General features: G+C 42.7%; 15 protein-coding genes and 1 pseudogene. 8 read left to right on the forward strand and 8 right to left on the reverse strand.

Annotated features, from left to right (window positions below; all coding sequences use genetic code 11):
* Positions 1-38 precede the first annotated feature (38 nt).
* The 4 genes and pseudogenes from ACIGBM_RS08975 to ACIGBM_RS08990 form a co-directional block, all read right to left on the reverse strand.
* A complete protein-coding gene (locus tag ACIGBM_RS08975; RefSeq protein WP_397477495.1) occupies positions 39-3,434 on the reverse strand; it encodes a BRCT domain-containing protein in 3,396 nt (1,131 codons plus the stop codon).
* 608 nt (positions 3,435-4,042) lie between these two features.
* The gene (locus tag ACIGBM_RS08980; protein WP_160021730.1) at positions 4,043-4,783 is read right to left on the reverse strand and encodes a peptidase; all 741 of its coding nucleotides are present in this window, start codon (positions 4,781-4,783) and stop codon (positions 4,043-4,045) included.
* A gap of 42 nt (positions 4,784-4,825) precedes the next feature.
* Positions 4,826-5,611 (reverse strand): transglutaminase family protein, encoded by a 786-nt coding sequence (locus ACIGBM_RS08985; protein ID WP_201579743.1) that lies wholly within the window; start codon positions 5,609-5,611, stop codon positions 4,826-4,828.
* 854 nt (positions 5,612-6,465) lie between these two features.
* Positions 6,466-8,055 (reverse strand): annotated as a pseudogene (locus ACIGBM_RS08990) (circularly permuted type 2 ATP-grasp protein); the annotation flags it as partial.
* A 269-nt stretch (positions 8,056-8,324) separates the two neighbouring features.
* Here ACIGBM_RS08990 and ACIGBM_RS08995 point away from each other — a divergent pair.
* Positions 8,325-8,915 carry a GDSL-type esterase/lipase family protein gene (locus ACIGBM_RS08995; RefSeq protein WP_397477496.1) on the forward strand — a complete coding sequence of 197 codons (591 nt, stop codon included), beginning with the start codon at positions 8,325-8,327 and terminating at the stop codon, positions 8,913-8,915.
* Positions 8,916-9,104: 189 nt separating this feature from the next.
* Here ACIGBM_RS08995 and ACIGBM_RS09000 read toward each other — a convergent pair whose 3' ends face one another.
* Complete coding sequence (locus tag ACIGBM_RS09000) at positions 9,105-10,205, reverse strand: DUF2855 family protein (protein ID WP_397477497.1); 1,101 nt, start codon at positions 10,203-10,205, stop codon at positions 9,105-9,107.
* A gap of 38 nt (positions 10,206-10,243) precedes the next feature.
* On the reverse strand, positions 10,244-11,683 hold the full coding sequence (locus ACIGBM_RS09005; protein WP_397477498.1) for an NAD(P)-binding protein: 1,440 nt from the start codon (positions 11,681-11,683) through the stop codon (positions 10,244-10,246).
* A gap of 119 nt (positions 11,684-11,802) precedes the next feature.
* Here ACIGBM_RS09005 and ACIGBM_RS09010 point away from each other — a divergent pair, with 119 nt between their 5' ends.
* The 4 genes from ACIGBM_RS09010 (at position 11,803) to ACIGBM_RS09025 (ending at position 15,896) form a co-directional block, all read left to right on the forward strand.
* Positions 11,803-12,387: a TetR/AcrR family transcriptional regulator gene (locus ACIGBM_RS09010; protein WP_397477499.1), complete on the forward strand. Its 585-nt coding sequence runs from the start codon at positions 11,803-11,805 to the stop codon at positions 12,385-12,387.
* 224 nt (positions 12,388-12,611) lie between these two features.
* Entirely contained in the window at positions 12,612-14,666 is a 2,055-nt protein-coding gene (locus ACIGBM_RS09015; protein WP_397477500.1) for an autotransporter domain-containing protein, read from the forward strand.
* A gap of 166 nt (positions 14,667-14,832) precedes the next feature.
* A complete protein-coding gene (locus tag ACIGBM_RS09020) occupies positions 14,833-15,576 on the forward strand; it encodes a zinc-dependent peptidase (RefSeq protein WP_397477501.1) in 744 nt (247 codons plus the stop codon).
* A 74-nt stretch (positions 15,577-15,650) separates the two neighbouring features.
* Positions 15,651-15,896 (forward strand): hypothetical protein, encoded by a 246-nt coding sequence (locus tag ACIGBM_RS09025; protein ID WP_397477502.1) that lies wholly within the window; start codon positions 15,651-15,653, stop codon positions 15,894-15,896.
* 88 nt (positions 15,897-15,984) lie between these two features.
* Here ACIGBM_RS09025 and ACIGBM_RS09030 read toward each other — a convergent pair whose 3' ends face one another.
* Positions 15,985-16,653 (reverse strand): hypothetical protein, encoded by a 669-nt coding sequence (locus ACIGBM_RS09030; RefSeq protein WP_397477503.1) that lies wholly within the window; start codon positions 16,651-16,653, stop codon positions 15,985-15,987.
* A 201-nt stretch (positions 16,654-16,854) separates the two neighbouring features.
* On the opposite strand from ACIGBM_RS09030, the gene ACIGBM_RS09035 reads away from it, so the two are divergent.
* On the forward strand, positions 16,855-17,355 hold the full coding sequence (locus ACIGBM_RS09035) for a hypothetical protein (protein WP_397477504.1): 501 nt from the start codon (positions 16,855-16,857) through the stop codon (positions 17,353-17,355).
* A 1,316-nt stretch (positions 17,356-18,671) separates the two neighbouring features.
* Positions 18,672-19,937 (forward strand): tyrosine-type recombinase/integrase, encoded by a 1,266-nt coding sequence (locus tag ACIGBM_RS09040; RefSeq protein WP_397477505.1) that lies wholly within the window; start codon positions 18,672-18,674, stop codon positions 19,935-19,937.
* A 43-nt stretch (positions 19,938-19,980) separates the two neighbouring features.
* On the opposite strand, the gene ACIGBM_RS09045 is transcribed toward ACIGBM_RS09040, so the two are convergent.
* A complete protein-coding gene (locus tag ACIGBM_RS09045) occupies positions 19,981-20,778 on the reverse strand; it encodes a helix-turn-helix domain-containing protein (protein WP_397477506.1) in 798 nt (265 codons plus the stop codon).
* A gap of 234 nt (positions 20,779-21,012) precedes the next feature.
* On the opposite strand from ACIGBM_RS09045, the gene ACIGBM_RS09050 reads away from it, so the two are divergent.
* Positions 21,013-22,002: a proline racemase family protein gene (locus ACIGBM_RS09050; protein ID WP_397477507.1), complete on the forward strand. Its 990-nt coding sequence runs from the start codon at positions 21,013-21,015 to the stop codon at positions 22,000-22,002.
* The last annotated feature ends 16 nt before the right edge of the window (positions 22,003-22,018 follow it).

The raw sequence follows: 22,018 nt of genomic DNA on the forward strand, positions 1-22,018 counted from the left end.
TTTAAGTATCTTTTATCTATATCTGTTTGCAAAAGCCATCAAGCAGATGCTACTGGCTGCAGATTTTTAGATAGCTCAGGATAGCGATGCAATAACCGTGTGACGGCAACCAAACACGCATGACGCTCCATCTTGCCTGCCGAGTGCGTAAAGGTGAATAATGTGGGCATAATGAGTGCCGCAAAGGTGCTGTCGGCCAATGCCACATCACGAAAGGTCTCAATCAACGCCAATTTGGCACGACTCGCAGATATGGGTTTTAGCGTGATATTGCCTGACTCAGCTGCCTCATATGACTGTGATGATGAGCGCTTATCTGAGTAACGTTGTTGCTTATACTTACTGCTGTCACTAGTACTGGGCTCTTGCGAACCACCTAGACGGCCAGGTGGTAACTCGAATAGACCGCGACGTAGTAGCATTAGTAGCTGATCGACCTCTGCAGGCAAGCTTGCCAAACGTTTATCTGACTGCTCTGTTATGACTGGTTGTGCGCGGCTGTCTTTGTCTCGTACAGCATCTTTATCTTTACTATCGCTACTGGTTGGCTGCCAGTTTGGCGATACGTGACGCGCCTTGTAGTGTTTCCATAGCATGGCCACGGCGGCATAGCGTACTTCGCGGTCTGTGCTTTGGGTCAATCGATATAGAGACTGCACATCTTGGAAATTGGCATGACGCTGTAGCAAGGTGATACCGATTTGGCGAGCGACTCGCGCTTTGCTTTCAATCAAAGCATTCAACATGCTAGCATTCAGTTGTTCTGACTGGATGTGATAACGTCGATTGGCAACGGATGGCTTGTCCAATAGCGCACGCTTTAGCAGTTGAGTGATATCCGTATAGGGGGATTCTGCCATCATTAGCCATAGGGCTGGCGTTGGTTGCCACGTCGCCATTTCATACTCACTCAGTAATAAGCCAAATGCTCGCAGCTGGCTGTTACGGTGCTGCAGTAAAGGAATGACACGCTCTGCATCAAAGAATGAAGAAGGGATAATCGCATCGGGATCGACTGGTCTGTCTGTCAATGCCATGCAAATCTGTTCATGATGATGACTGAGGTAGCTGATCGCAAGCTCACTGATAGGTGCAGTAGCATCATCTGTTGCCATATGCCAAAGTGCATTGGCACCTGCAAAAGTATCGTCTTCAGATACCTCTCTCGATTGACCACTCAGCATCTGTAAAAAAGCGGTTTCGGAAATAATCTTTAGCGGCGCACCATCGGCGATTAAGCTTTCGGCTTTAACTTGCTTGCTACCTTTACGGCCATTACCGTATAACGGTGAACCATCATCACCGATGACTAAGTAATCTAACTTGCCGTTGACAGCACCACTGATGGCACCATTAGCCGCTTTCACAACTTTTTCGGCCTCGCCACGAGTCATACTTTGCATCTTGCCTGTGAATAAATAGCGTTGGCCGGTTAAATCTACTTTAGCAGTAACATCGCTATTTGAGTCTTTATCGTCAGTGCCATTACTGGAAGCGGTGTCAATAGAGTCGACTTCATTGCTGTCGAGATATGCGATAAAGTCGGCAGGCAAGAACCCTTTGTTAATGCGTTCAATCGCAAATTCACGATAGAGTGCTTGTTCGCTATGCGCAAGGTTCATAAGCCAGTCGAAACCTAAATCTATCGGCGCAAACCGACGCACATCAGACAGCCAGTCCCGCACGTTTTCTGCTAAATAATCATCAAAGGCCAAGTGCTTTTGCCAGTTTTTAATAGGAGTGTCGGCAGATTTTAATTGTTCAATATATTCACTCACTTGCCAGTCAGGCTCATAGGCAAGTGCATGCCAATAGCTCATATCAAGCGTCGCCGCTGACAGTACATCTTCATCAAACCAATCAGTAATAGTCGATTGAGACAGTGGATGTAATAGCAGTGTTTGCCATACTGCCGCATTTACTTGGCTCAAATCCAAATGTCTGAGCTGATCCAACGCAAAGTTCATGCAGTCGCTGTCGTTATTAGCAGAGAAGTCGTGTACTTCTGGTATATCTAACTGCTGGGCAATGCGAATAAAGTATTCAGTCCCTAGCTCTTTGGCACTATAGAGCTCAGGTAGTTTTTTTATCGCAAATTTTACGCTGTGTGTTCTGCCGCTAGTCAATCGTTCAAAAAACCACTCAGGGGTCAAGTCACGTCGCGTAAAGTGTTTGCTAAGTTGTTTGCTCGCGGTTTGATAGTGATGTTCGGTATCTAATAGCTGACCCCAACCGTTGACACCAATATCAGCAACAGGGTCACGACTCAAGATATTGTTAATGGCAAATGCTCTAACAGGTTCATAATCTGACATGGCTAGTAGCATCAGCTCAGTGAGCGATAAGTCTTGAGCGTAGCTTTTGGCATAGCCAATCGCATATTGATAGGCGGCAGGATAGTGTGAATGGAGCAGTTTCAGTACGACTTGATGCAAGCCCAATGTTTGAAATTTAGACTTTTCAAAATGCGGTGAGTTTTCTAATAGCCAAACAATCATCTCATCCCGCGCTTTACTGTGCGCTTGTCCGGCAGATAAATATTGTAGCGTTTCACCACTCACATCACGTAATTGGGTCTTAAAGTCGTGTTTTAGGCTATCGGTTGCGAACTGTCTGATAGCCTCATTTTTGGCGATAGCCAATAGCTGGATAAGTGGTTCAGGGTCTCGTTGCCATGACTCAGAGAACGCGCGACCTTTGGCATCAAAGAGCTTGCGAGGTGAGCGACTGCTAAATCGATTGACACCATAATCAAGGCTGTTGTGGAAGCAGATGTGATTGAGCACCCAGCTGTTCGTTTGTTCAAGGCTGCCTGCCGTCATGGTTTCGTCATAGCTGGCGAGTACAGAAACGGCGGCATCAATGTAGCCAATTGGCATTTGCTGTCCTAGCTGGCGCAAATAACGCCATGCTCTAAGGCTCATATAGGTTTTGGTCGCTAGGCTGACCGCAGAGTTGGCGGTTTGATTGAAACGCTGTAAATCAATCTTGGCAGCTATTTGTCCAAAAATCTCATAATCTTGAGAAAATTCAGCTTGCTTATAAATACGCTTTAAACCTTTCCACACACCGTAGCTGACTGGCAAAGCTGTAATGGCTTGTTTTAAAATAGTTCTAGAATACGCGCTGCCATCTTCCCACAGTGCGGTCAGTATTATGTGAATTTTGTAGCGATCTGGGAGGGGGTAAACGCCTTCGTCTGCTTCCAGTTTGGCAATCATTGCCACGCGCTCTGTAAACTGTACTTCGTGGTGTTGCTCCCGAAACTGATGACTAAATATCTTATCTAAAAACCGATCAAAAGTAAGCTCATGCTCAGGAATGGGCGTCTCGGGAATCGCATCAGCTTGAGTTGCCAATGTACATAATTTATCGACCAAACTTGGATCTTGGGCTTGCCAAGCTTGCTGAATTTGTGAAAATGACAGACTCATAGAAATTTGCCTTAATTTTTATTTTGTCAGTGCGCGTAATTTTGTAGCACCATAAAAGCGCGTTTCACAGAAAATATCAAGGACTTTTGTAAGGAAATATATGGGCTGCGACATATAGCGTCGCGCATAATTTTATTTGCAATTATATATTGACAATAATAACTGTTATGAGGCAAACTTAACCAGTTGTGAGATTTAGCGTTTCACCGTTTATGGTGAGGGGCGACGTTGCGTCGTCCACGAGTCAAGCCATTACATTTTACCCAAGGAAGACTGTTTCAGTCCTGCTAATACCTAGATAAAGGCCCTAGTGTCATTAGCTCGCTGGCGCAATCACGCAATCGTGATTGAGCTAATGCACTAGGGCCTTTATCTAGGTGCAGTCCAGTGAGTCTTCCATGTACCAGGTCATGAGGTAGATTACACAACAATTGAGTGCTACATCATTATGATGGCATTCAAGGTCTTTAAACCAAAACCGGAGTAGGGCTGTTTATTCAGCGCTACTCCGGTTTTTTATTGCCTGATTATTAGTTAATAATAAAAAAGCCCTTTGTCTATCACAAAGGGCTTTTTAGTGCAGAAAATATGATTTTATACGGAACTATTTATCCCCAATAACCATCAGGACATTTAGGCAATTCAACTAACGTGCGACGTAACGCATCTGACCATTGATGACGAATCGTATTAAAGTACTCGTCACGCTCATCAATACGTCGGCCGTTGGGCAGAGCTAGGCTGTCATTGTCATAAAGTACAAAATCTATCGGCATGCCGACTGATAGATTTGAGTGAATCGTGGAATCAAATGACAGCATCAGCGCACGTGCCGCGTGTCTTACATCCGTGTTATAGCTGACAGAACGATCCAAAATAGGTTTGCCATATTTACTTTCGCCCAACTGAAAAAACGGTGTATCTTCAGTGGCTTTGATGCAATTGCCTTCAGGATAGATCAGGTATAGCTCAGGTGGCTGTCCTTTGATTTGACCACCAAGCATAAACGAGCTGGTAAAGGCCCCATCGCGAGTAGAGTTAGCGACTGCTTTTGCATGGTTCATAACATCACGCATACATTCACCAACCATTTGCGCGGCATCAAACAACGTCGCTACTGTATTGAGGTTACTCTCAGCACGCTGGTCAATGTCGCTTTGTAGTTTATTGAACACTGCCTGCGATGTCGCTAAGCTGCCAGCTGTCTGTAATACCATAAAGCGCTCGCCCTCAACGCCGTATTGATACAACTTTCTGAATGTCGATATGTGATCAACACCGGCATTCGTGCGCGTGTCACTGGCAAAGACCATACCGTCTTTTAGACGAATGGCAGCACAATAAGTCATAAAATACCCTTGATGAATAAACGTAATAAAAAATAGCAAACGCTATGATAGCTTTTTGACTAATACCAAACTGTAAAGATTTTCGTAACCGCCGCCCATACGCACGCCGCGAACAGGCGCCGTATCTAGATAGTCTCGCCCAATAGCCACATACACATGTGAGTTTGGGGTAAATGCCTGATTTGAGATATCGAAAGTATACCAGTAACCATCCAGCCAAACCTCAGCCCATGCGTGACTGGCCATGTGATTTTCGGTATCGTCATACAGATAACCGGACACATAACGCGCTGGAATTTGTTGATCGCGCAAGATACTTAAAAATACATGCGTATGGTCTTGGCACACACCGGCACTTGTCGCAAAAGCTTCAGCAGCGGTCGTGCCCACATGCGTGACGTCTTTGACAAAAGGCATTTTCATAATAAGGGCATTTGCCATTGCCTTTAAGCTGTCATGAGTAGGGGTTTTTAGATATGGCGCTGCAAATTCTCGCATCTCTTGTGAGCATTTGGTCAACGGGGTTTGTACGGTAAATAGCAAGTAGGGAACATGATCCATATCCTCTAAACGTTCGGTTTCGGTATTGATCTCAACGATACCCGACGCCTGCATTTGTAAGTTGTTATGTGCCTCGTTACGACTGAGCGTGAGCCATGCATTACCAAAGCCGTCCTTTTGGTTGGTCGCCACTTTAGGGAGCATCACATCCCATTTATGAATGGTCTGATGCGGCATTTGCATGGGGGTCATGCGTATATACTGTACACTGCGCTGCGCCAGCTCATCGTAATAATAGTTGGTTTGGTGACTGATTTGAAGTTTCATGGCATTTTCCTTATAGCATCTTTCTATCTTCTGTTTATTCCATATGTCTCATGAGCCGTTGTTATTGGTTTTTGGCTAGACACCTTCTATACACCTTGACGCAATATGAGATTGAACTCCTTGCTAATCAGCGCAAAATCACTAAATTTCTTTGACCTGATCATCTGGTTGGTCAAGCGGATAAGTTCACGCCAGCGCGTATTCTCCGGCAACTCATTAATCCAGTGTCTGAATTCAAAACTGACCTCTGTTGAATCTTCTCCTAACAAGACGGCACGCTCAAGCTGCTCAAAGTGACGCCCTAATTGCCAGAAGCAAGTCACTGTCGGATTCTCTTGTTTCATCGCAGCGTTACACGCGTGTAGCTGCAAGGTCGCCGCTCGATACGTGCCAGCACTTGATAAACGCTTGATCAAGTTATATAACTCAGCGGTATCTTTACCAATGACACCTTTGGCCTCTTGGACATTGTCCTCAATCGATTGCACGATATTGGGTATGATGTTTTGTTCCAAATCAGCCATCATTTGTGCTTTCATGGTGGTCAGTGACACTTCACCATCAACGGCAAACCCTAAGTGACTAATTAGATGTCTGATCTGTGATTTTTTGAGATCGCCTTTGATAAGTTGTTTCATCACATCGTCGTAGTAATACAGACGCTCACTATATCGGCCTAGCCATATTAAGTGACTGGCGGTAGAGAGTAGCAGTATCATGGGCGCATCATCTAAACTCTCGTAACCTGTTTCTAAGGGTTGGACGCGATCATAGTAGTTCGCGTGCCCTGAAGCATTGACCCCTATTGATGATAAAGGCGAGCACTTGTCGGTTTGCTGGCTGTCTAAATCACTGTCATCAATAATCCAAGTGTCTTTGATACCGCCGCCTTGTGATGAGTTGACGACCAAAGAGCCTTCAACCATGGCCACTCGTGTCAGACCACCGGGTACAATATCTACTGTGCCATCACCATGACTGAGGATAAAGGGACGCAAGTCAATATGACGCGGTGCGATACCATCGCTTACGGCAGTAGGGTTGGTAGATAGTGAGATGGTCGGTTGGGCAATAAAGCCGGCGGGATTTTCAAGCAAGCGCAGGCGATATTCTTCGATTTCTTTTTTGGTCGACGTTGGACCAATAAGCATCCCGTAGCCGCCTGAGCCTTGCGTTTCTTTTACCACCAGCTTGTCTAGATTGTCGAGCACATATTTGAGCTCGTCAGGCTTACGGCACTGGTATGTCTCGATATTAGGTAGGATAGGCTCTTCATTTAAGTAGAATTTAATCATATCCGGTACAAAAGGATATAAACTTTTATCATCGGCCACGCCCGTACCTGGGGCGTTAACAATCACCACATTGCCAGCACGATAAGCACTCATTAGCCCTGATACACCCAATATGGAGTCAGATTTAAAGGCTAACGGATCAATATATGGATCATCAATGCGGCGGTAGATCACATCGACTTGTACCTTGCCGCGTATGCCTTGCATATAGACTTTGCTGTCCTCAACGACCAAATCATAACCATGGACGAGTGGCACATTCATCTCATGCGCTAAGAAGGCATGCTCATAATAGGCACTATTAAAGCGACCTGGCGTTAAAATGACGACTTGTGGATCATATTTGGATGTTGAGCTGGCAAGACAGGCTTTGAGACGGCTAGGATAATCACTGATGCCCATAATAGGCGTGTCAGAAAATATATCAGCTAATAGTGTCTCTGATATATTGCGACTCTCAAGCATATATGAGACGCCTGAGGGGGTACGCAAGTTATCCTCTAACACACAAAACTTACCTGTCTCGTCTCGAATCAAATCAATACCGCTGATGTGCGAATAGATAGGCTTGTCGAGCTCAATGCCCATCATCCATGGCTCATAGCAGCCACTGGCATAGACGTAGCTGGCAGGGACAATATCTGCCTTCATGATGGCTTGGTCATGGTAGATATCATGTAAGAATGCATTGAGAGCAGTGATACGCTGTTTACAGCCTGCTTCTATATGTTTCCATTCGCTCGCTGCAATAATGCGTGGAATGATATCAAACGGAATCATACGCTCGATGTTTTTGGCATCACTATAGACGGTAAAGGTGACCCCTTTACGGTAAAAGATATTTTCTGCTTGTTCGTTTAGATAATTGAGGGCATCCATGTTGATGTTATCAAGCCAATGACCAACAGCTTGTGCCACTGGGCGATACTTACCCTTACTTATCTGCAATTCATCGAAACTTTGTGGTTTTTTCTCAGGTTTTTCTGAAGTGTCTTTTGTTAAGGTATCTTCGGTCGGTGTTGACGCGGGACTTTTAGTATTGTCATTGGGCACTTTGATGGATTGACTCTGACTTTGACTTTGATTTGCAGATTTTTCTTTGGCTGGGTTTCCATCCTTAGACTGACTTTGAGATGCTGTTTTATTCATAAATACCTCACGTATCCTTGGTAAAGTTATACTTTATGATGAATACACTGTCTATGCTAAGTAGAGTAGCACTTGTACTGCGCCCAACAGGTAGTCTATCTCCTGTATGGACTATACAACGGTTACTGAGCAATATACAACAAGAGTTAAATAATAGATTTTTAAAAACTTGAACCTAATTCCAATAAGTTTAACTCAATAAAAACAGGAGGAGAGAAGACGTGAAGCTACGTAGTAGGTTTTTAATGCTGGCAGGTATAGGGTTGTCAATGACTATTAATGTGACTGGCTGTGGTAGCGAACCGACACAGACGGCCTTGCCCGCTGGTAGTACTGTGGTTGCACTTGGGGACTCATTGACCTATGGTTACGGTGCAAATGATGAAACAGCGTATCCTACGGTGCTAGCAGAGCTAAGCAAATGGAACGTCATTAACGCGGGGGTCAATGGTGATACGTCTGAAGATGTGCTTACTCGAGTGAATGAGATCACTGAGCAAAACCCAGATTTGGTCTTACTGGGTGTGGGTGGTAATGATGTGTTGCAGCGCATTGCGCCTGATACCACTCGTGCCAATATCATCGCGACTATCGACACCTTACAATCCAATAATATTGATGTTGTCCTAATCGCTGAGCCGCATCTCAGTACCAGTGCTTTGTTTGGTAAGGCCAGTGATAATCCACTGTATGAAGATATTGCGGAAGCTGAAGGAATACCTCTGTATTCTGATGGCTGGTCAACTGTACTGTCAGATGAGGCTCTAAAGTCTGATAAAATTCATGCCAATGCTGCAGGCTATAGACAGTTCGCTGAAGGGCTGCATGATTATCTAAAAGACGAAGGGTGGGTACGTTAAACCGAAATTTAAACCAAGGTGTTTAAGTTTAAAAGCTTTTAAACTTAAAAACTGTGAGTAGGGCGTATGTCTGTAGTCAGTGTATAACGCACAAAAAAAGCAGAGAGCTGATTGACTAGGCTCTCTACTTTTTTATTTTCATTTTACTAATGACAAATAGTCGATAAATTTTATAGCCAGTTTTATAGCCTAGTCTTTTTCATTATCACCCATGACGACTACCAAACCTTCATCAGCGGCTATCTTACCTTCGCAGATATCTTTATAAACCTCTAGTAAGCCATTGACTCCATCAAGCTCTTGAATCTTTAACCACGCACTAGTTTTTGCAGTGCTATGCATGATATAGCGCATAGAGCGTTTATTAAATTCTTCAGGGCCCCATTCTTTCATGCATTGCTGTACGTGACTGGGTGCAAAAAACTGTTGGCTACGTTCTTGAATGATACCGTCTACATGGCGCGGTTCATCCCAATGCGTGATACCGACATTGCTGGTGTAGCGCATGTTGTCGCCTAAGTGTCTATGTAGACGGCTGAGCACGTCAGTATTGGCCGACATATCGACAATAACTGTCGGCTTATTTGCATCAATATGCTCTAGCGTGTCATAGCTAAGCACACTATCATAAGCGTCAATTGACTTAACAAAATCTATATGACGGTTTGAGGTGAGGCCGATAACATGCGGTGCGTCTCTATCATCAGCTAGGCCATAGGCTAAACCTGTACTGGTCTTACTAGAGGCACTGATAATCACTACTTGCTCTGCACCAAACCAATCATTACTCTTCAATAGGTCATGTAAGCAGAATGAGGTTAGGTGCAATACGAACAACAGCATGCGCTGATCGTCATGAGCGCGGTCATAGCCTCGTTCATGATTGACGCGCTGATATAAATTATAACCGGGTGGTAGCTCGGCACGATGGGCACTACCATCTAGCAGGCTGCTCTGCGTGACTCGCTTGGGTGTTATGATTAATTCATTGGCGGGCGGGAAATAACCAAATAAGCGCTCACCGACAGGTAATGTATCACTATTTGATTCGATCACATCGCCAAACCCCCAGACTGGAATAATGCCCCATTTGTCAGGTTCATCGCCATTTGGTGGGAAAAACTGCCAATAGCGTAATTGGTCACCCATGACTGCATAAGTAATATTATTGGCAGTAAAAGCAAAGCGATCAACTTTGACACGTACTTCGCCATCACCAAGATTATGGATAGGCGTCTCTTGCAGGCGAGCTTGAGTCAGGTTTGCTTTATTAGTCTGAAATTCTTGCATGGTTATTTCCTTTTTTATTTTACTTTAGGGTCATCAGGTTAAGCATTAGCAGTTTTGGCTTGACGCGCTGCCGTAATTTGCATGACTTCACCCATGAGCTTGGGCATGTTTGCAGCGGCTTTTGGTCCTGCTTCTTTTAAACGCTTAAGAATAGCCAGCTCTTCAGGCGGGGTGTCTTCGCTGGCTCGTACCAATTTGGTGAAGCCATCTAAGCGATTATTAATCATCCACTCACGTAGCGCAGGCTCTTTTGACCAACGCATCTGGTTTTTTATTTGTTTAACAAGCCCAACTAAAAAGTCCGTATCATGATTTGGGATTGGCACCACTTGGCATAACTCGTTTTTGACAGTTTCGTCATCGTAATTGGCCTCGATGTGGGCGATAAATGCGGCACTGAACACAGGCTGATAGGTACGTACGGTTTGCACCACCACAGTATCACCTTTGAACACATCGTACGTCTCTGTCACTGGTACCGCTCGTGCTGAGCAATCGATATGCATGGTATTGGGAGTGGTGGCAATGCTGTCCTCACCAAAATAAATCTTGTCAGTATCTAAGCGAGTCACGCGCCCTTTACGCACAATGTTTTTAACACGGCGTAATTGCTTAAGCTCTTCACTACTAATGGTAGCGCCATGGAACATTTGCGGGCGTACATTTGGATCAATACGCATTAATACGCCGCCTTTTTCTAATCGATTAAACAGGTCTTCGATGTTTTCAGCTTCAGCAATCGCTTCTGCCTGAGTGGCCTGTGCTCCAATAGTATGGGTGAAAAAATCACGAGAGGGTTGGGTGTTTTTACGATCGATTAGCCAAGCATCTCTTGGCATAATCCATGTAATATAGTCTGGATCAATTTGATTCTCTAATAGCCATAAAACCGCATCTATACCTGTTTTTCCGCCACCAATGATGACGTAGCCATCACGGGGTTTGGTTAGACTCGGCAAATCATTTAGCGGGCCAAACTTAACACCTTTAGCAATCTCAAAGTTTGGGGTATGGGTTGCTGGTACTGAAGTTTTAAAATAAGTACCATCAATGATTTTCTTATTGACCTTAACTTCATAGCTGGCATCAGACAGCAACGATGAAAACTTGCCGTCGCCTTGGTACTCACACATCGGGAAGTACTTTACGCGGCCACTTGGTAAAAACGTGTGCTTCATGACTTTATCGAAGTACGCCATGACTTCTGCGCCTGATGCCAGCTCGGACAAGCCTTTATTTAAACCAATTTTATCAATCATACCGCCGCAAAGCTCACGTGAGCTAACGCCATAAAAAGACGACGGCTGATGTAAGGTGACAAACGAATAGGCATCGTTCCAATGACCGCCTGGCTTATGATGTTTATCAACGATAATAATATTAGCATCTGTTTCTGTGAGCAGCACATCGGCAAAAGCCATGCCCACCGCGCCACTACCAATAATTAGATAATCCGTTTCTAGCTGTTGAATACTCATAGCGTCCTTACTCTTAAGTTGAGTTTTTATCAATACAATCAATTCATAATCGTTTGTGCATAACAGTGTTATATACTAGAATAACACTGTTATAATTGTCAAGACATAGTGAGAATCTAATGGATGCCAGAACCAAAATACTAAACGCCGCATCTGAGCTTTTCTTAGAAGGGGGCGGAGACGCCTTGAGTGTACGCGCTATATCCAAGCGGGCAGGACTGTCCACCATCGGCATATACAGTCACTTCCAAGGTAAGCAAGGCATACTAGATGCGCTGTACATAGAAGGGTTTAATCTCGTTCGTGAAGCCATGGATGTCATTCCAGAAGGCAAGGCAAGTAAAGAGCAAGTGCTAGAGGCGTGCCTAGGGTATCTCAATGTAGGCGAGAAATATGAAGCGCATTATAGGCTGATTTTTGGGGAATCTGATGCAGGATATCAGCCCTCAATCGAGGCCATTGCAGCAAGAGATAGCGCATTTTCAAAGTTGGTTCGGGTGGCGGGTTCTTATTTATCAGAAGATGCTAGCGTGACGCAACGTCGGCAGATAGCGTTAGATATCTGGGCAATCGTACATGGGTACGTCAGTATCAGTCACCATGTGGTGTTCGCCGATGGACTGGAGCTAGACTGGAAGACGATGGCACTTCGTGTGGTTGAAGTACAGTTGGATGCCTTTGACCTAACCAAAGCTAAGTATTAATAAAGCCTTCCCGAATAACCCGGTAAATCAGCAGTATGAAGGTGACAATAAATATTAAACAGCGATTCGTAAATATTGCTCGCAGGTAGGTACATAGCGTTTAAATAATCCATCGCTTTACTTAAAAATCAAGTAAGCAAACATATGTCTTTTATCTTGTAAACTGCATTATTTTAGGTTATTTTTCAGTATCGTTTATAGTTCTTTAACCAAGGAGAAGCAGTTTGGATACTAATTTATCACCGCTTAAGATTTCAGTGGTTGCGGCGCTGACACTGCTTACAGGCTCGCAAGTATTTGCAGAGGCCAACTACGGTGATTATGGTACAGAAACGGCGCTGACGCTCGCCCGTGATTATGCTGGTCGTTATACAGGTTCCGATAAAGAAGTCCAAGCCGCTGATTATATGCAGCAGCGCATGACCATCGATGGCAGTAACAACCAAGTCAATCGTCAAACGTTTGATTTCGTAGCGCCTCGTGGTCTATTCAGAGGTCAGACGTTAACGAGTAATAACGTTGTCGTGACTCAAAAAGGCAGGGCTGATACCAACAGAACGCTATTTGTCGGCGCACATTATGATTCTGCCGTTGCCTATCCAAACTATGCAAATCTAGAGGCACTGGACGATAATGCTTCTGGGTCTGGTGTCTTAACTGAGTTGACCAAAAACCTGACAGGTATTGAGACAGAGCATGACATCCAATTTGTGGCATTTGGTGCAGAGGAGGGCGGTCTCAATGGGTCAAGGGCGTTTGTTGATCAACTAACGGACGCGGAAAAATCAACAGCGTTGGGTATGATTAACCTAGACAGTCTGATTACAGGCGACAAAATGTATGCCAATGCAGGGCGAAATGCTTATGACAATGATGGCAACGAAGTGGCTGCCAATGTAAGTTTGCGTGAAAATGCACTGCGTATTGCTAAAGAGCTTGGTATTACACTAGAGGTCAATCCAGCCATTATTGCGCCAGGTGAGACAGAGCCATACGAGCCTTATGGCGTTGGCTGCTGTAGCGATCAGGAGTCTTTTGATAGTGTCATGCAGGTCGTAGGATTTGAGGCTACTAACTGGGGGCTTGGGCCTGATTATGATGGTTACACGCAAACTGAAAACCCAGATATTCCAGGTGGCTATACGTGGCATAACCCTGCATTAGATAACGAAGAAGTGCTTACTGCGGCCTTTGGTGAAGAACGCATAGCCCAAAGAATGCGCGACTACTCTCGTATCATCAGCAAGTTGATTGTGGAGCAAACCAATGCTGATATCATCGCATCAACCAAAAGTGCGCTCAATCTTCAAAACACGATGGGCGCTGCGTTAAAAATTAATGCTACTGACTCACACTCAGCGGTTCTTGAGCGCGCCAATGCTTTGGCATTACATACTCTCGATGATGCGGAGTCTTTTGATACCGAGTCGCGTACTCAGGTTTGGGTAGATGGCTCCCAAAGCTACGTGGATGCTGATGAAGTGCAAGAGGGCACTCGTGCCAATATTGGTCTATATGGCGAATATACCGTACAGCCGAGCTGGCGTGTTGGCGTAGGTGTACAAGCGGCCAATCAAAACAATAGCACCGTAGAAAACGGTATTAAAAAAGATACGATCTATGGCATTCAAGCCTACTCGTTACTGGGCGGAAAAGATACGGCTTGGTGGAACACCACATCTCTGAGCTTATCTAAACATGACTTGGACGTTAATAGAACTGTAAAACTGGATGGTAATGACGGCATCAATATTATCAACAATAGCGAACGCGGTGATGCGGATGCCGATGTGTTTAGCGCATACAATGAGTTTGGCTATAATTTTCTTATTAAGAAAAACGTCGCGCATGGTGCATTTTTGAGTCTGAATTACAGTGATACAGATATAGATGGCTATACTAGCGGCAATGCAAACTCTCGCACTGCGTTAAAGGTTGATAGCACCTCTAGCGAGGCATGGGATTCAGAGCTTGGTTACCAGTTACAGTATGGTTTTAATTTGATGGGTACGCCTGCCAAACTTCAAGGTAAAATCGCTTACGTGCATGTTATCGACGATGGTTTAACAGACAGTTTATCGACAACGTCTTTAGCTGATGGTCAAACAAGAGAGGTTAGCCTCACTCAAGCAGATAAAGATGACGACTATGGACGTTTTGAGCTTAGTGTGAGCAACAAGGTTCATAAAAACGTTTATGCGTATCTGAATGGCGATACCACCTTTGCACGTGACGATAAAGACAGCTCAGTACAACTAGGCTTGCAATATCAATTTTAAATCTCAATGTCAGACTGCGCTGCTCAATAATTCATTTATGAGCAGCGTTTTTTACTTATGCATGTCAATATATTAATTATGAGTGCGTATTACTGATTACCGTTACAGTACTCAGATTCAGTAATACCAATGTGTGCGAAATATTAAAAGAATAGGAGTGGCATATATGTTTGACATCATAAAAGACTGGCGCGAGCAGCGCATACTAGATAATAGCGAGTTTACCCATGCCGATTGGATGGAGGCAGCTAAACGTATCGTGATACTCGACAGATTAAGTGTTGACGAGATGACGCATTTATTCGAGCTCGCGACATTGTTTTTGGCTGATAAATCATTTACTGGTGCGCAAGGATTCGAGATTACCAATGCTGTCAGACAGTCTATTGCGTTGCAAGCGTGCCTGCCAATATTAAACCTAAGTCTCGATTGGTATGCTGGCTGGTCATCCATCATCATTTATCCTGGCTCGTACAAAAGTGACAGCACCACGGTAGATGAGTTTGGTGTCGTCCACGAAGGCACTCAGCACCGTAGCGGAGAAGCATGGCTGCGGGGACCTGTTATTCTTTCATGGAAAGATGCCAAGCACTCAGGCGAACGTGATGGACACAACGTTGTCATTCATGAATTTGTCCATAAGCTCGATATGATGAACGGACGTGCCAACGGCTTTCCGCCCATCCAACCTGATATGGATCCTGCAAACTGGACACAGATTATGAGCCGCGATTTTGAAGATTTTCAAACACATCGCAAGTCAGGGCTTGATCGTTATGGAGCAACCAATCCTGCTGAGTTTTTTGCGGTTCTGAGTGAAGTATTTTTTGAAACGCCGCAAAAGCTGGTTGATGCTTATCCGGATATTTATGAGATTATGGTGAAATTCTTTCGTCAGACGCCGTTATAAATGATATTTATAGAGATGGTGATAGTAAGCTGTATTTAAAACAGCATAAGCATATTGGAATTAGGGAAGCTTAGGTGATCAACTATAAAAACTTAAGCGAGCTACAACAAGCGCTAAAATTAATCAAAAAAACCGCACAAAGTCCCGAGCTTAAAACTGACGAAGGACGCGAACTGGTTGAGATTATAAGCCGCTATACGCAGACGTTTGTATGGTTACAGCGCTATTACGAATATGCTGTCTTTAGAGGGCTAGTAAAAAGTATTGTCATTAAAAGTCATATCAAAAACCATGTAGCACAAGCTGCTATATATATTTAATTGAATATATAGCATTTATAACCAGATAGAGTAGGCTGTCAATTTAAACAAGTCTTATAGAAGTTGTCGGGTAATCGTTTTCTACGCCTTAAACCGTCCATTGATCATTAATAATGGCCACCAGATAACGCTTCCCTTGATACTCATCAAATACCAAGCGTAATACACGCCAGTCCATACCATCATACTCATCCGTGCCTTTATAATAAAATTCTACAACATCTGATGTTTGGTATATTTCTTTTAAGTTATTGATAGAGTTGCCGTTACTTTTAAATTCATTAACATTGATACTAGCGTTATTGAACTTTTTGCCATCTACCCAAGTATCCAAATAAGTAGGCAACGGCGTGACCAACAGATCGCCAGTACCATCTTTTTCGCCCCAAGTAAATTGGATATTGGACTGCTGTAAATACTGTGCAAATTGCCCGCGGCTAAAGACTTTATCTGACTCAGGCCGTACATAAGCGTACATCGAAAAACGAACGCCACGTGTTGGATGGATATCATTAGTGATTCTAGAAAAGTCCTTATTTGCCAGTGCGCGCTGTATACGTAACGCTTGCTGTTTAAGGGTTTGCTGACTGATATCAGCATTACTAGGTGTTGATGAACTACTGGTTGGCTGAGATACAATGACTTCACTGGACTCAGAAGCAGACTGACAACCCGTCGCAGCTAGCGTGAGTAACAGAAGGCTGCTAGAGGCTAATGTCGCATATTTTTTCTTAAAAAAAGCAGGTAATGTCATCATAAAATCATCCTTAGCACAGTTATTAGCGGAAGAAACATCACTATAAATTGTCATGGGAACCGGTAAAAAATACCATAAAAGCGCTATGTAATCGATATTTTGGCAAGTAAACCTGAATGATACGATAATACAGCAGAGTCCGAATATAGGTATGATGTAATAGTCGTAACACTTATAGGACAAAAGCTAGCAGAGAATAAGATGCCAACATATAAATCGCTGACATTACTATTGACCATAGGACTGATGACTGTCGGTAACGCCATAGCTGATGTATCAACAGTAGATCAGAAACAAGCGGCTATGGCTAATATCAAAATTGCGACCATCACGAAAATGTACCAACAAGATATTGATGACCAAGGTATGAGTCATCCTGTAGTGCTGCAACAATATGCAGATGCTGACTTGCAAGCAGCGATGCAACTTGAGCAAGCGTATTTTAATAAAACTCAGATGTCCTGCAATATAGATTACGATGTACTTTGGAACTCGCAAGATCCTGACTATACGCAAGACAAAAAGTTTTCAATAACTGATCAAGGATTGGTTCAGGTTAGCTTGGCACAAGGTAGCGATATTTATTATGAGTTATCATGTGATGACAGTAATAAAGATAATGCTGCTTGCCAAGTCGCAGACGTAATATTAGATAAAGACGGTAAAACTTTGCGCAAACATTTGCTTAAAAATTGTCGTTAACAAATAATCAAACGTGATATAGAAACATCTGGGCTAAGATAAATCTTAAATGAAAAACAATATAAATTATTATTCGCTTAACTGCTCAAACCGTTGGTTTGTTTTCGCATAATGTATATTATGTTAAATGAAGTCTATTGAGTAGTAGGCTTAAGCCTTACTAAATATAGAATCATAACGATTATGTATTTCTGATGCTGTTGGATATAAACATCTTACCAAACTGTTTAACTCTCACCGACTAACTCTTTCCTGTTAATTAAACCGAATCTTTTGGGTGATAGTTCACGCTTGATCAGTTTTACTGCTAAGCATCTCTGACAAGCATATTATTACGTCAATCATTTAACGTTTTATTAGACGTTAAGGTTTGAATGCTCTGTATGATTGGCCATTAATATTCTATGCTTCGCTAAAATACTAATGGCTACGTCCAAATATGTTCTTATCTTTTTATTCGAGATGATCACAGCTGCTCGTCTACGATAGTTTATTTATTATCTGTGTCCGCCGGCTAAGTCTTTAATATAGATATGCTAATAGCCTATTTTTGATAACCATCATTTGTATGGTTAGATATCCTCTAATATTGCCAAAATAGATTAAATTGCAAAAACTCAGCCAAATGTTATAACTCCTTCGAATATTTCTAATCTTATCTATCCTTCAAACGCTATGCCCAAGTCATCATGTATAATCTTTTAAATTGAAATCATAAACAGATTATTAAATCATTAGAACCGACTCTATTTTCTTTTACGTAGCGATAAATTTTATCTACCCACAAACAGCCATCCTCTATCTATTGTTATCAAGCCATTTTTAAGAGGAATGAGCTACCTATTGATATTTTTTAATATATTTAACCTGTAGTTATATATTTTCTATATACCACTCAAAATTGGTGCATTCCAAATTTGCACAGAACAGTACTATAACCTTACTTTTTATATTCTGTGCGAGTACAGGAGCATGTATTTTATAAAAAATATACTCAACTCCTTACCGAATCAATCATGGACACCATAATCGCATTTAATTATGTATCGGAATAGTTGGTACAAATGCCGTGTAACCCATTCAGCGTATGGCCTACTCACTATTTGGTCACTATGCTATAATTATCCCCAAGTTTCACTTGGGGATAATTAAGTGTTAAAACTATTATTCTATAAGGTTTTACTAAAAATACTAATGGATACCAGTGTCCATGACAGTGTCCAATACTTCTGTGTTTTTCTACAGAATAGACTTTTTATAAGTCATCAATCATAAACCTATCATTAACCTTAATTATCATATTACGGATATACATTATGGCTATCGACACTGCAAACGATATCAATAAGCTCGAATGCCGAGACAAAGATTATTCTGTCAGTATCTCAGGTGTGGCTGGCCTAAGTCTGCGTATTTATCCAAATGGCAAAAAGGAATACTACTTACGTTATTCCCATCCGCATATCGAGGGCAAACGCCCTAGGATGATGTTGGGTAAGATTGAGGATGTCAGTCTCCATGAGGTTAAGTATAAAGCAGACACCATTCTTGATATGGTTGCCAAAGGCTCTGACCCAAAAGCTATCCAGCAAAAAGAACAAACCAATAAATATACTCACCTAAAAAATGCACCATTTTCTGAGATTGCCAAAGCATGGCGAGAACACAAAACAGCAGGCCGCACTCAAAGTAAATCTAAAAAACCGTCATACAGTGAGTCAACCCTTAAGTTCTGGGATTTATGTCTAGGATATATGTGCCAAGAAATTGGTGATTTAAGAATGGACGATATCACTAGCGAGATGATACTGAGTGTGTGTGAGTCGATTCAAAACAATAAAAACCAAGCAACTTTCGTTGGTGCAAGCACTCGTCTGTATACTGAAAAAGTGTTTTCATTCGCTGTTGCTCGAGGGTTGTGCGATAGAAATGTGGCAATTGATACCCGTGGTGAGCTTGCACCTGCCAATTCAGGCAATCACTTGCCAGCCATCACCAAACCAGATCAGTTTGCGACGCTTCTAAAGGATATGTCTGATTTTAGAGGTGCAAGTAAGATCACATTAGAGGCAATGAACTTATTACCTTACGTGTTCGTACGTAGCATCGATCTGCGCTCAATGCGTTGGAATGACATCGATTGGGACAATAATACATGGGCATTCTCCCCGACTAAGGGCGAAGGTCGTGACGACATGGTCTCGCACTTAGTTGTTCCTTTAGCCACGCAAGTAATTACGCGATTACGAAACATTCAGTCAATTACTGGGCATAAGGTATATGTATTTGCGTCGATGCGCGGTTCAAGCAATGTTTATATTAGTAAAGCGACGTTGGTACAGATATTCCACCGGCTTGGATACAAAGATGTGCAGTGTGCGCATGGATTTCGAGCATCCGCTAAAACTTTGCTCATGGAACAGCCTGAGTTACGCTATTCAGATATCGTTACAGAATTACAGCTAGGTCATCGAATCAAAGATACACATGGCGGGGCTTACAACAGACTTGATGAAATCGATACTAGGGTACAGATGATGCAATATTGGGCAGATTATATAGATAACCTTCGGAGTCGTTAGAGAGTTATTTTAGAGTCAAGAACCATATTTTTTTTGCTTTTATTTATGGCTCTTTGAAATGTATTTTACGAAAGTTCACAGGGGACATGCCAGTAAACTGCTTAAACTGTCGACTAAAGGCGCTATGATCACCGTATCCACAGTTTAAGGAGACTTGAGTCACTGTTAGCTTATGATTCGCTAATAGTCGAATGGCATGCTCTAGACGCATTTTTTGTACAAACTGAATGGGTGACATATTGAGCACTGCTTTGAAGGTACGCTCCAATTGCGATTGACTAAGATTTGCCAACTTCGCCAATTGACCAATATTGATTTTTTGATCAAGATTGTCTCGTACGTATTGATCTACGCTTGCCAATCGAGCGTGTTTGCGTAATATCCGCTCGTTATCTTCATCAATATCTACTGATATACCTACCATCGCTACAATATGGTTTTTTACATCATAGACGGGGATTTTTTGCGTGATACACCATCCTAGCTGTCCTGATGCATAGCTATGAAGTTCTAGTTTATCAATAATCTCCCTGCCTTCCCTTAACACTCTCAGATCCTGATTGAGATAATCCTTGCCTTGAGACTTCAAAAACACTTGCTCTGCAGTCAGTCCTATTAGTGCTTTTTTGTTTTTAAGCCCGCTACGTCTAATGAGCGTTTTACTGACTAATCGATAGCATGCTTGGTCATCTTTAACAAAAAATACCACATTTTTCATAGTATCAAATAGAGGCATCAATAACGATATATTGCCAACAAACTCATCAAAATTGGCTGGTTGATACGTCTGTAGGTGTTTTGACAGTTGTTTTGTAGGTACTTCTAATACTAACGGCCGCATCGGTATATTCCCATATAGCATCTCAAGCTTGTCGTTGAGCTTTTCAATTATTTTAGGGTGCTACACAATATTTATACTCCTAAACATCTTTATAACCTGTGCAGAAATGCGCATTTATTCATATAAAAACATCAAGACTGCTTTTCTGAAAAACGTCATTCTATATTTACGCCTTGTTCATTTATGAATAACGCTAACAATATATTAACTCACGGATGAATCAGGTAGGCAGTCATGTTTGATACGCTTTTCACTCTTAAGATTATTGATTCGCATACTGGCGGTGAACCTACTCGTATGGTGTATGAAGGATTTCCTGAGCTTAGTGGGCAATCTATTCAAGAAAAACTTCAGGACTTCAAACAGAATTTCGATCATTTACGTCAAAGTATTATCCTAGAACCTCGTGGTAATGATGTGCTTGTCGGAGCGCTTTTATGCCCGCCTTCCGATCCTCGTGCCACGGCTGGCGTGATCTTCTTTAATAATCATGGCTATTTAGGTATGTGTGGCCATGGCACTATCGGCGTTATTGCATCTCTAGCTTATCAACAAAAAATAACCGCTGGTGATCACTATCTAGAAACAAGCGTAGGTCTAGTTAAAGCAACCTTGCATGATGATGGTAGTTGTAGCGTCCAGAATGTCCCCTCTTATCGCTACCAAAAACAAGTAGAAGTTCAAGTACCCAATATCGGTCCTATCTATGGAGATATCGCTTGGGGTGGTAATTGGTTTTTCTTAGTCAACGATCATAAGCAAGCTATTGAAGCCAATAATGTTAAGGCGCTTACTCAATTTAGCATACAGATTAAGGAAGCACTTTATAAATCTGGAATGACGGGTGCTAACAATGGCGAAATTGATCATATAGAACTGTTTGGCAAGAGCGATCTCGCCGGCACTAACAGCAAAAACTTCGTATTATGCCCTGGATCTGCCTACGATCGCTCTCCTTGTGGTACTGGAACCAGTGCCAAATTGGCTTGCTTAGCCGCAGACAATGTACTCGCACCTGGTAAGACTTGGTATCAGCAAAGCATCATTGGCAGTGTCTTTAGTGCCAGCTATCAGCCTATTGATGTACTTAGTCATCATAGCTCTCTTCATAACCACCCTGTCAATACTATTATCCCCACGATCCGAGGGTACGCCTACGTATGTGCAGAGACCTCTCTCATCGTTCAAGACAGCGATCCGTTCAAATGGGGTATTTCTTTATAAATACTAGTTTGTATGG

The sequence above is a fragment of the Psychrobacter sp. NPDC077938 genome, from assembly GCF_044542635.1.
In the GTDB taxonomy this organism is placed as follows: Bacteria; Pseudomonadota; Gammaproteobacteria; order Pseudomonadales; family Moraxellaceae; genus Psychrobacter.

What these genes read in the sequence shown, in the direction of transcription:
- ACIGBM_RS08975 (WP_397477495.1), bottom strand. Translation starts at nt 3,434, where the DNA reads ATGAGTCTGTCATTTTCACAAATTCAGCAAGCTTGGCAAGCCCAAGAT.
- ACIGBM_RS08980 (WP_160021730.1), bottom strand. Translation starts at nt 4,783, where the DNA reads ATGACTTATTGTGCTGCCATTCGTCTAAAAGACGGTATGGTCTTTGCC.
- ACIGBM_RS08985 (WP_201579743.1), bottom strand. Translation starts at nt 5,611, where the DNA reads ATGAAACTTCAAATCAGTCACCAAACCAACTATTATTACGATGAGCTG.
- ACIGBM_RS08995 (WP_397477496.1), top strand. Translation starts at nt 8,325, where the DNA reads ATGACTATTAATGTGACTGGCTGTGGTAGCGAACCGACACAGACGGCC.
- ACIGBM_RS09000 (WP_397477497.1), bottom strand. Translation starts at nt 10,205, where the DNA reads ATGCAAGAATTTCAGACTAATAAAGCAAACCTGACTCAAGCTCGCCTG.
- ACIGBM_RS09005 (WP_397477498.1), bottom strand. Translation starts at nt 11,683, where the DNA reads ATGAGTATTCAACAGCTAGAAACGGATTATCTAATTATTGGTAGTGGC.
- ACIGBM_RS09010 (WP_397477499.1), top strand. Translation starts at nt 11,803, where the DNA reads ATGGATGCCAGAACCAAAATACTAAACGCCGCATCTGAGCTTTTCTTA.
- ACIGBM_RS09020 (WP_397477501.1), top strand. Translation starts at nt 14,833, where the DNA reads ATGTTTGACATCATAAAAGACTGGCGCGAGCAGCGCATACTAGATAAT.
- ACIGBM_RS09030 (WP_397477503.1), bottom strand. Translation starts at nt 16,653, where the DNA reads ATGATGACATTACCTGCTTTTTTTAAGAAAAAATATGCGACATTAGCC.
- ACIGBM_RS09035 (WP_397477504.1), top strand. Translation starts at nt 16,855, where the DNA reads ATGCCAACATATAAATCGCTGACATTACTATTGACCATAGGACTGATG.
- ACIGBM_RS09040 (WP_397477505.1), top strand. Translation starts at nt 18,672, where the DNA reads ATGGCTATCGACACTGCAAACGATATCAATAAGCTCGAATGCCGAGAC.
- ACIGBM_RS09045 (WP_397477506.1), bottom strand. Translation starts at nt 20,778, where the DNA reads ATGCGGCCGTTAGTATTAGAAGTACCTACAAAACAACTGTCAAAACAC.
- ACIGBM_RS09050 (WP_397477507.1), top strand. Translation starts at nt 21,013, where the DNA reads ATGTTTGATACGCTTTTCACTCTTAAGATTATTGATTCGCATACTGGC.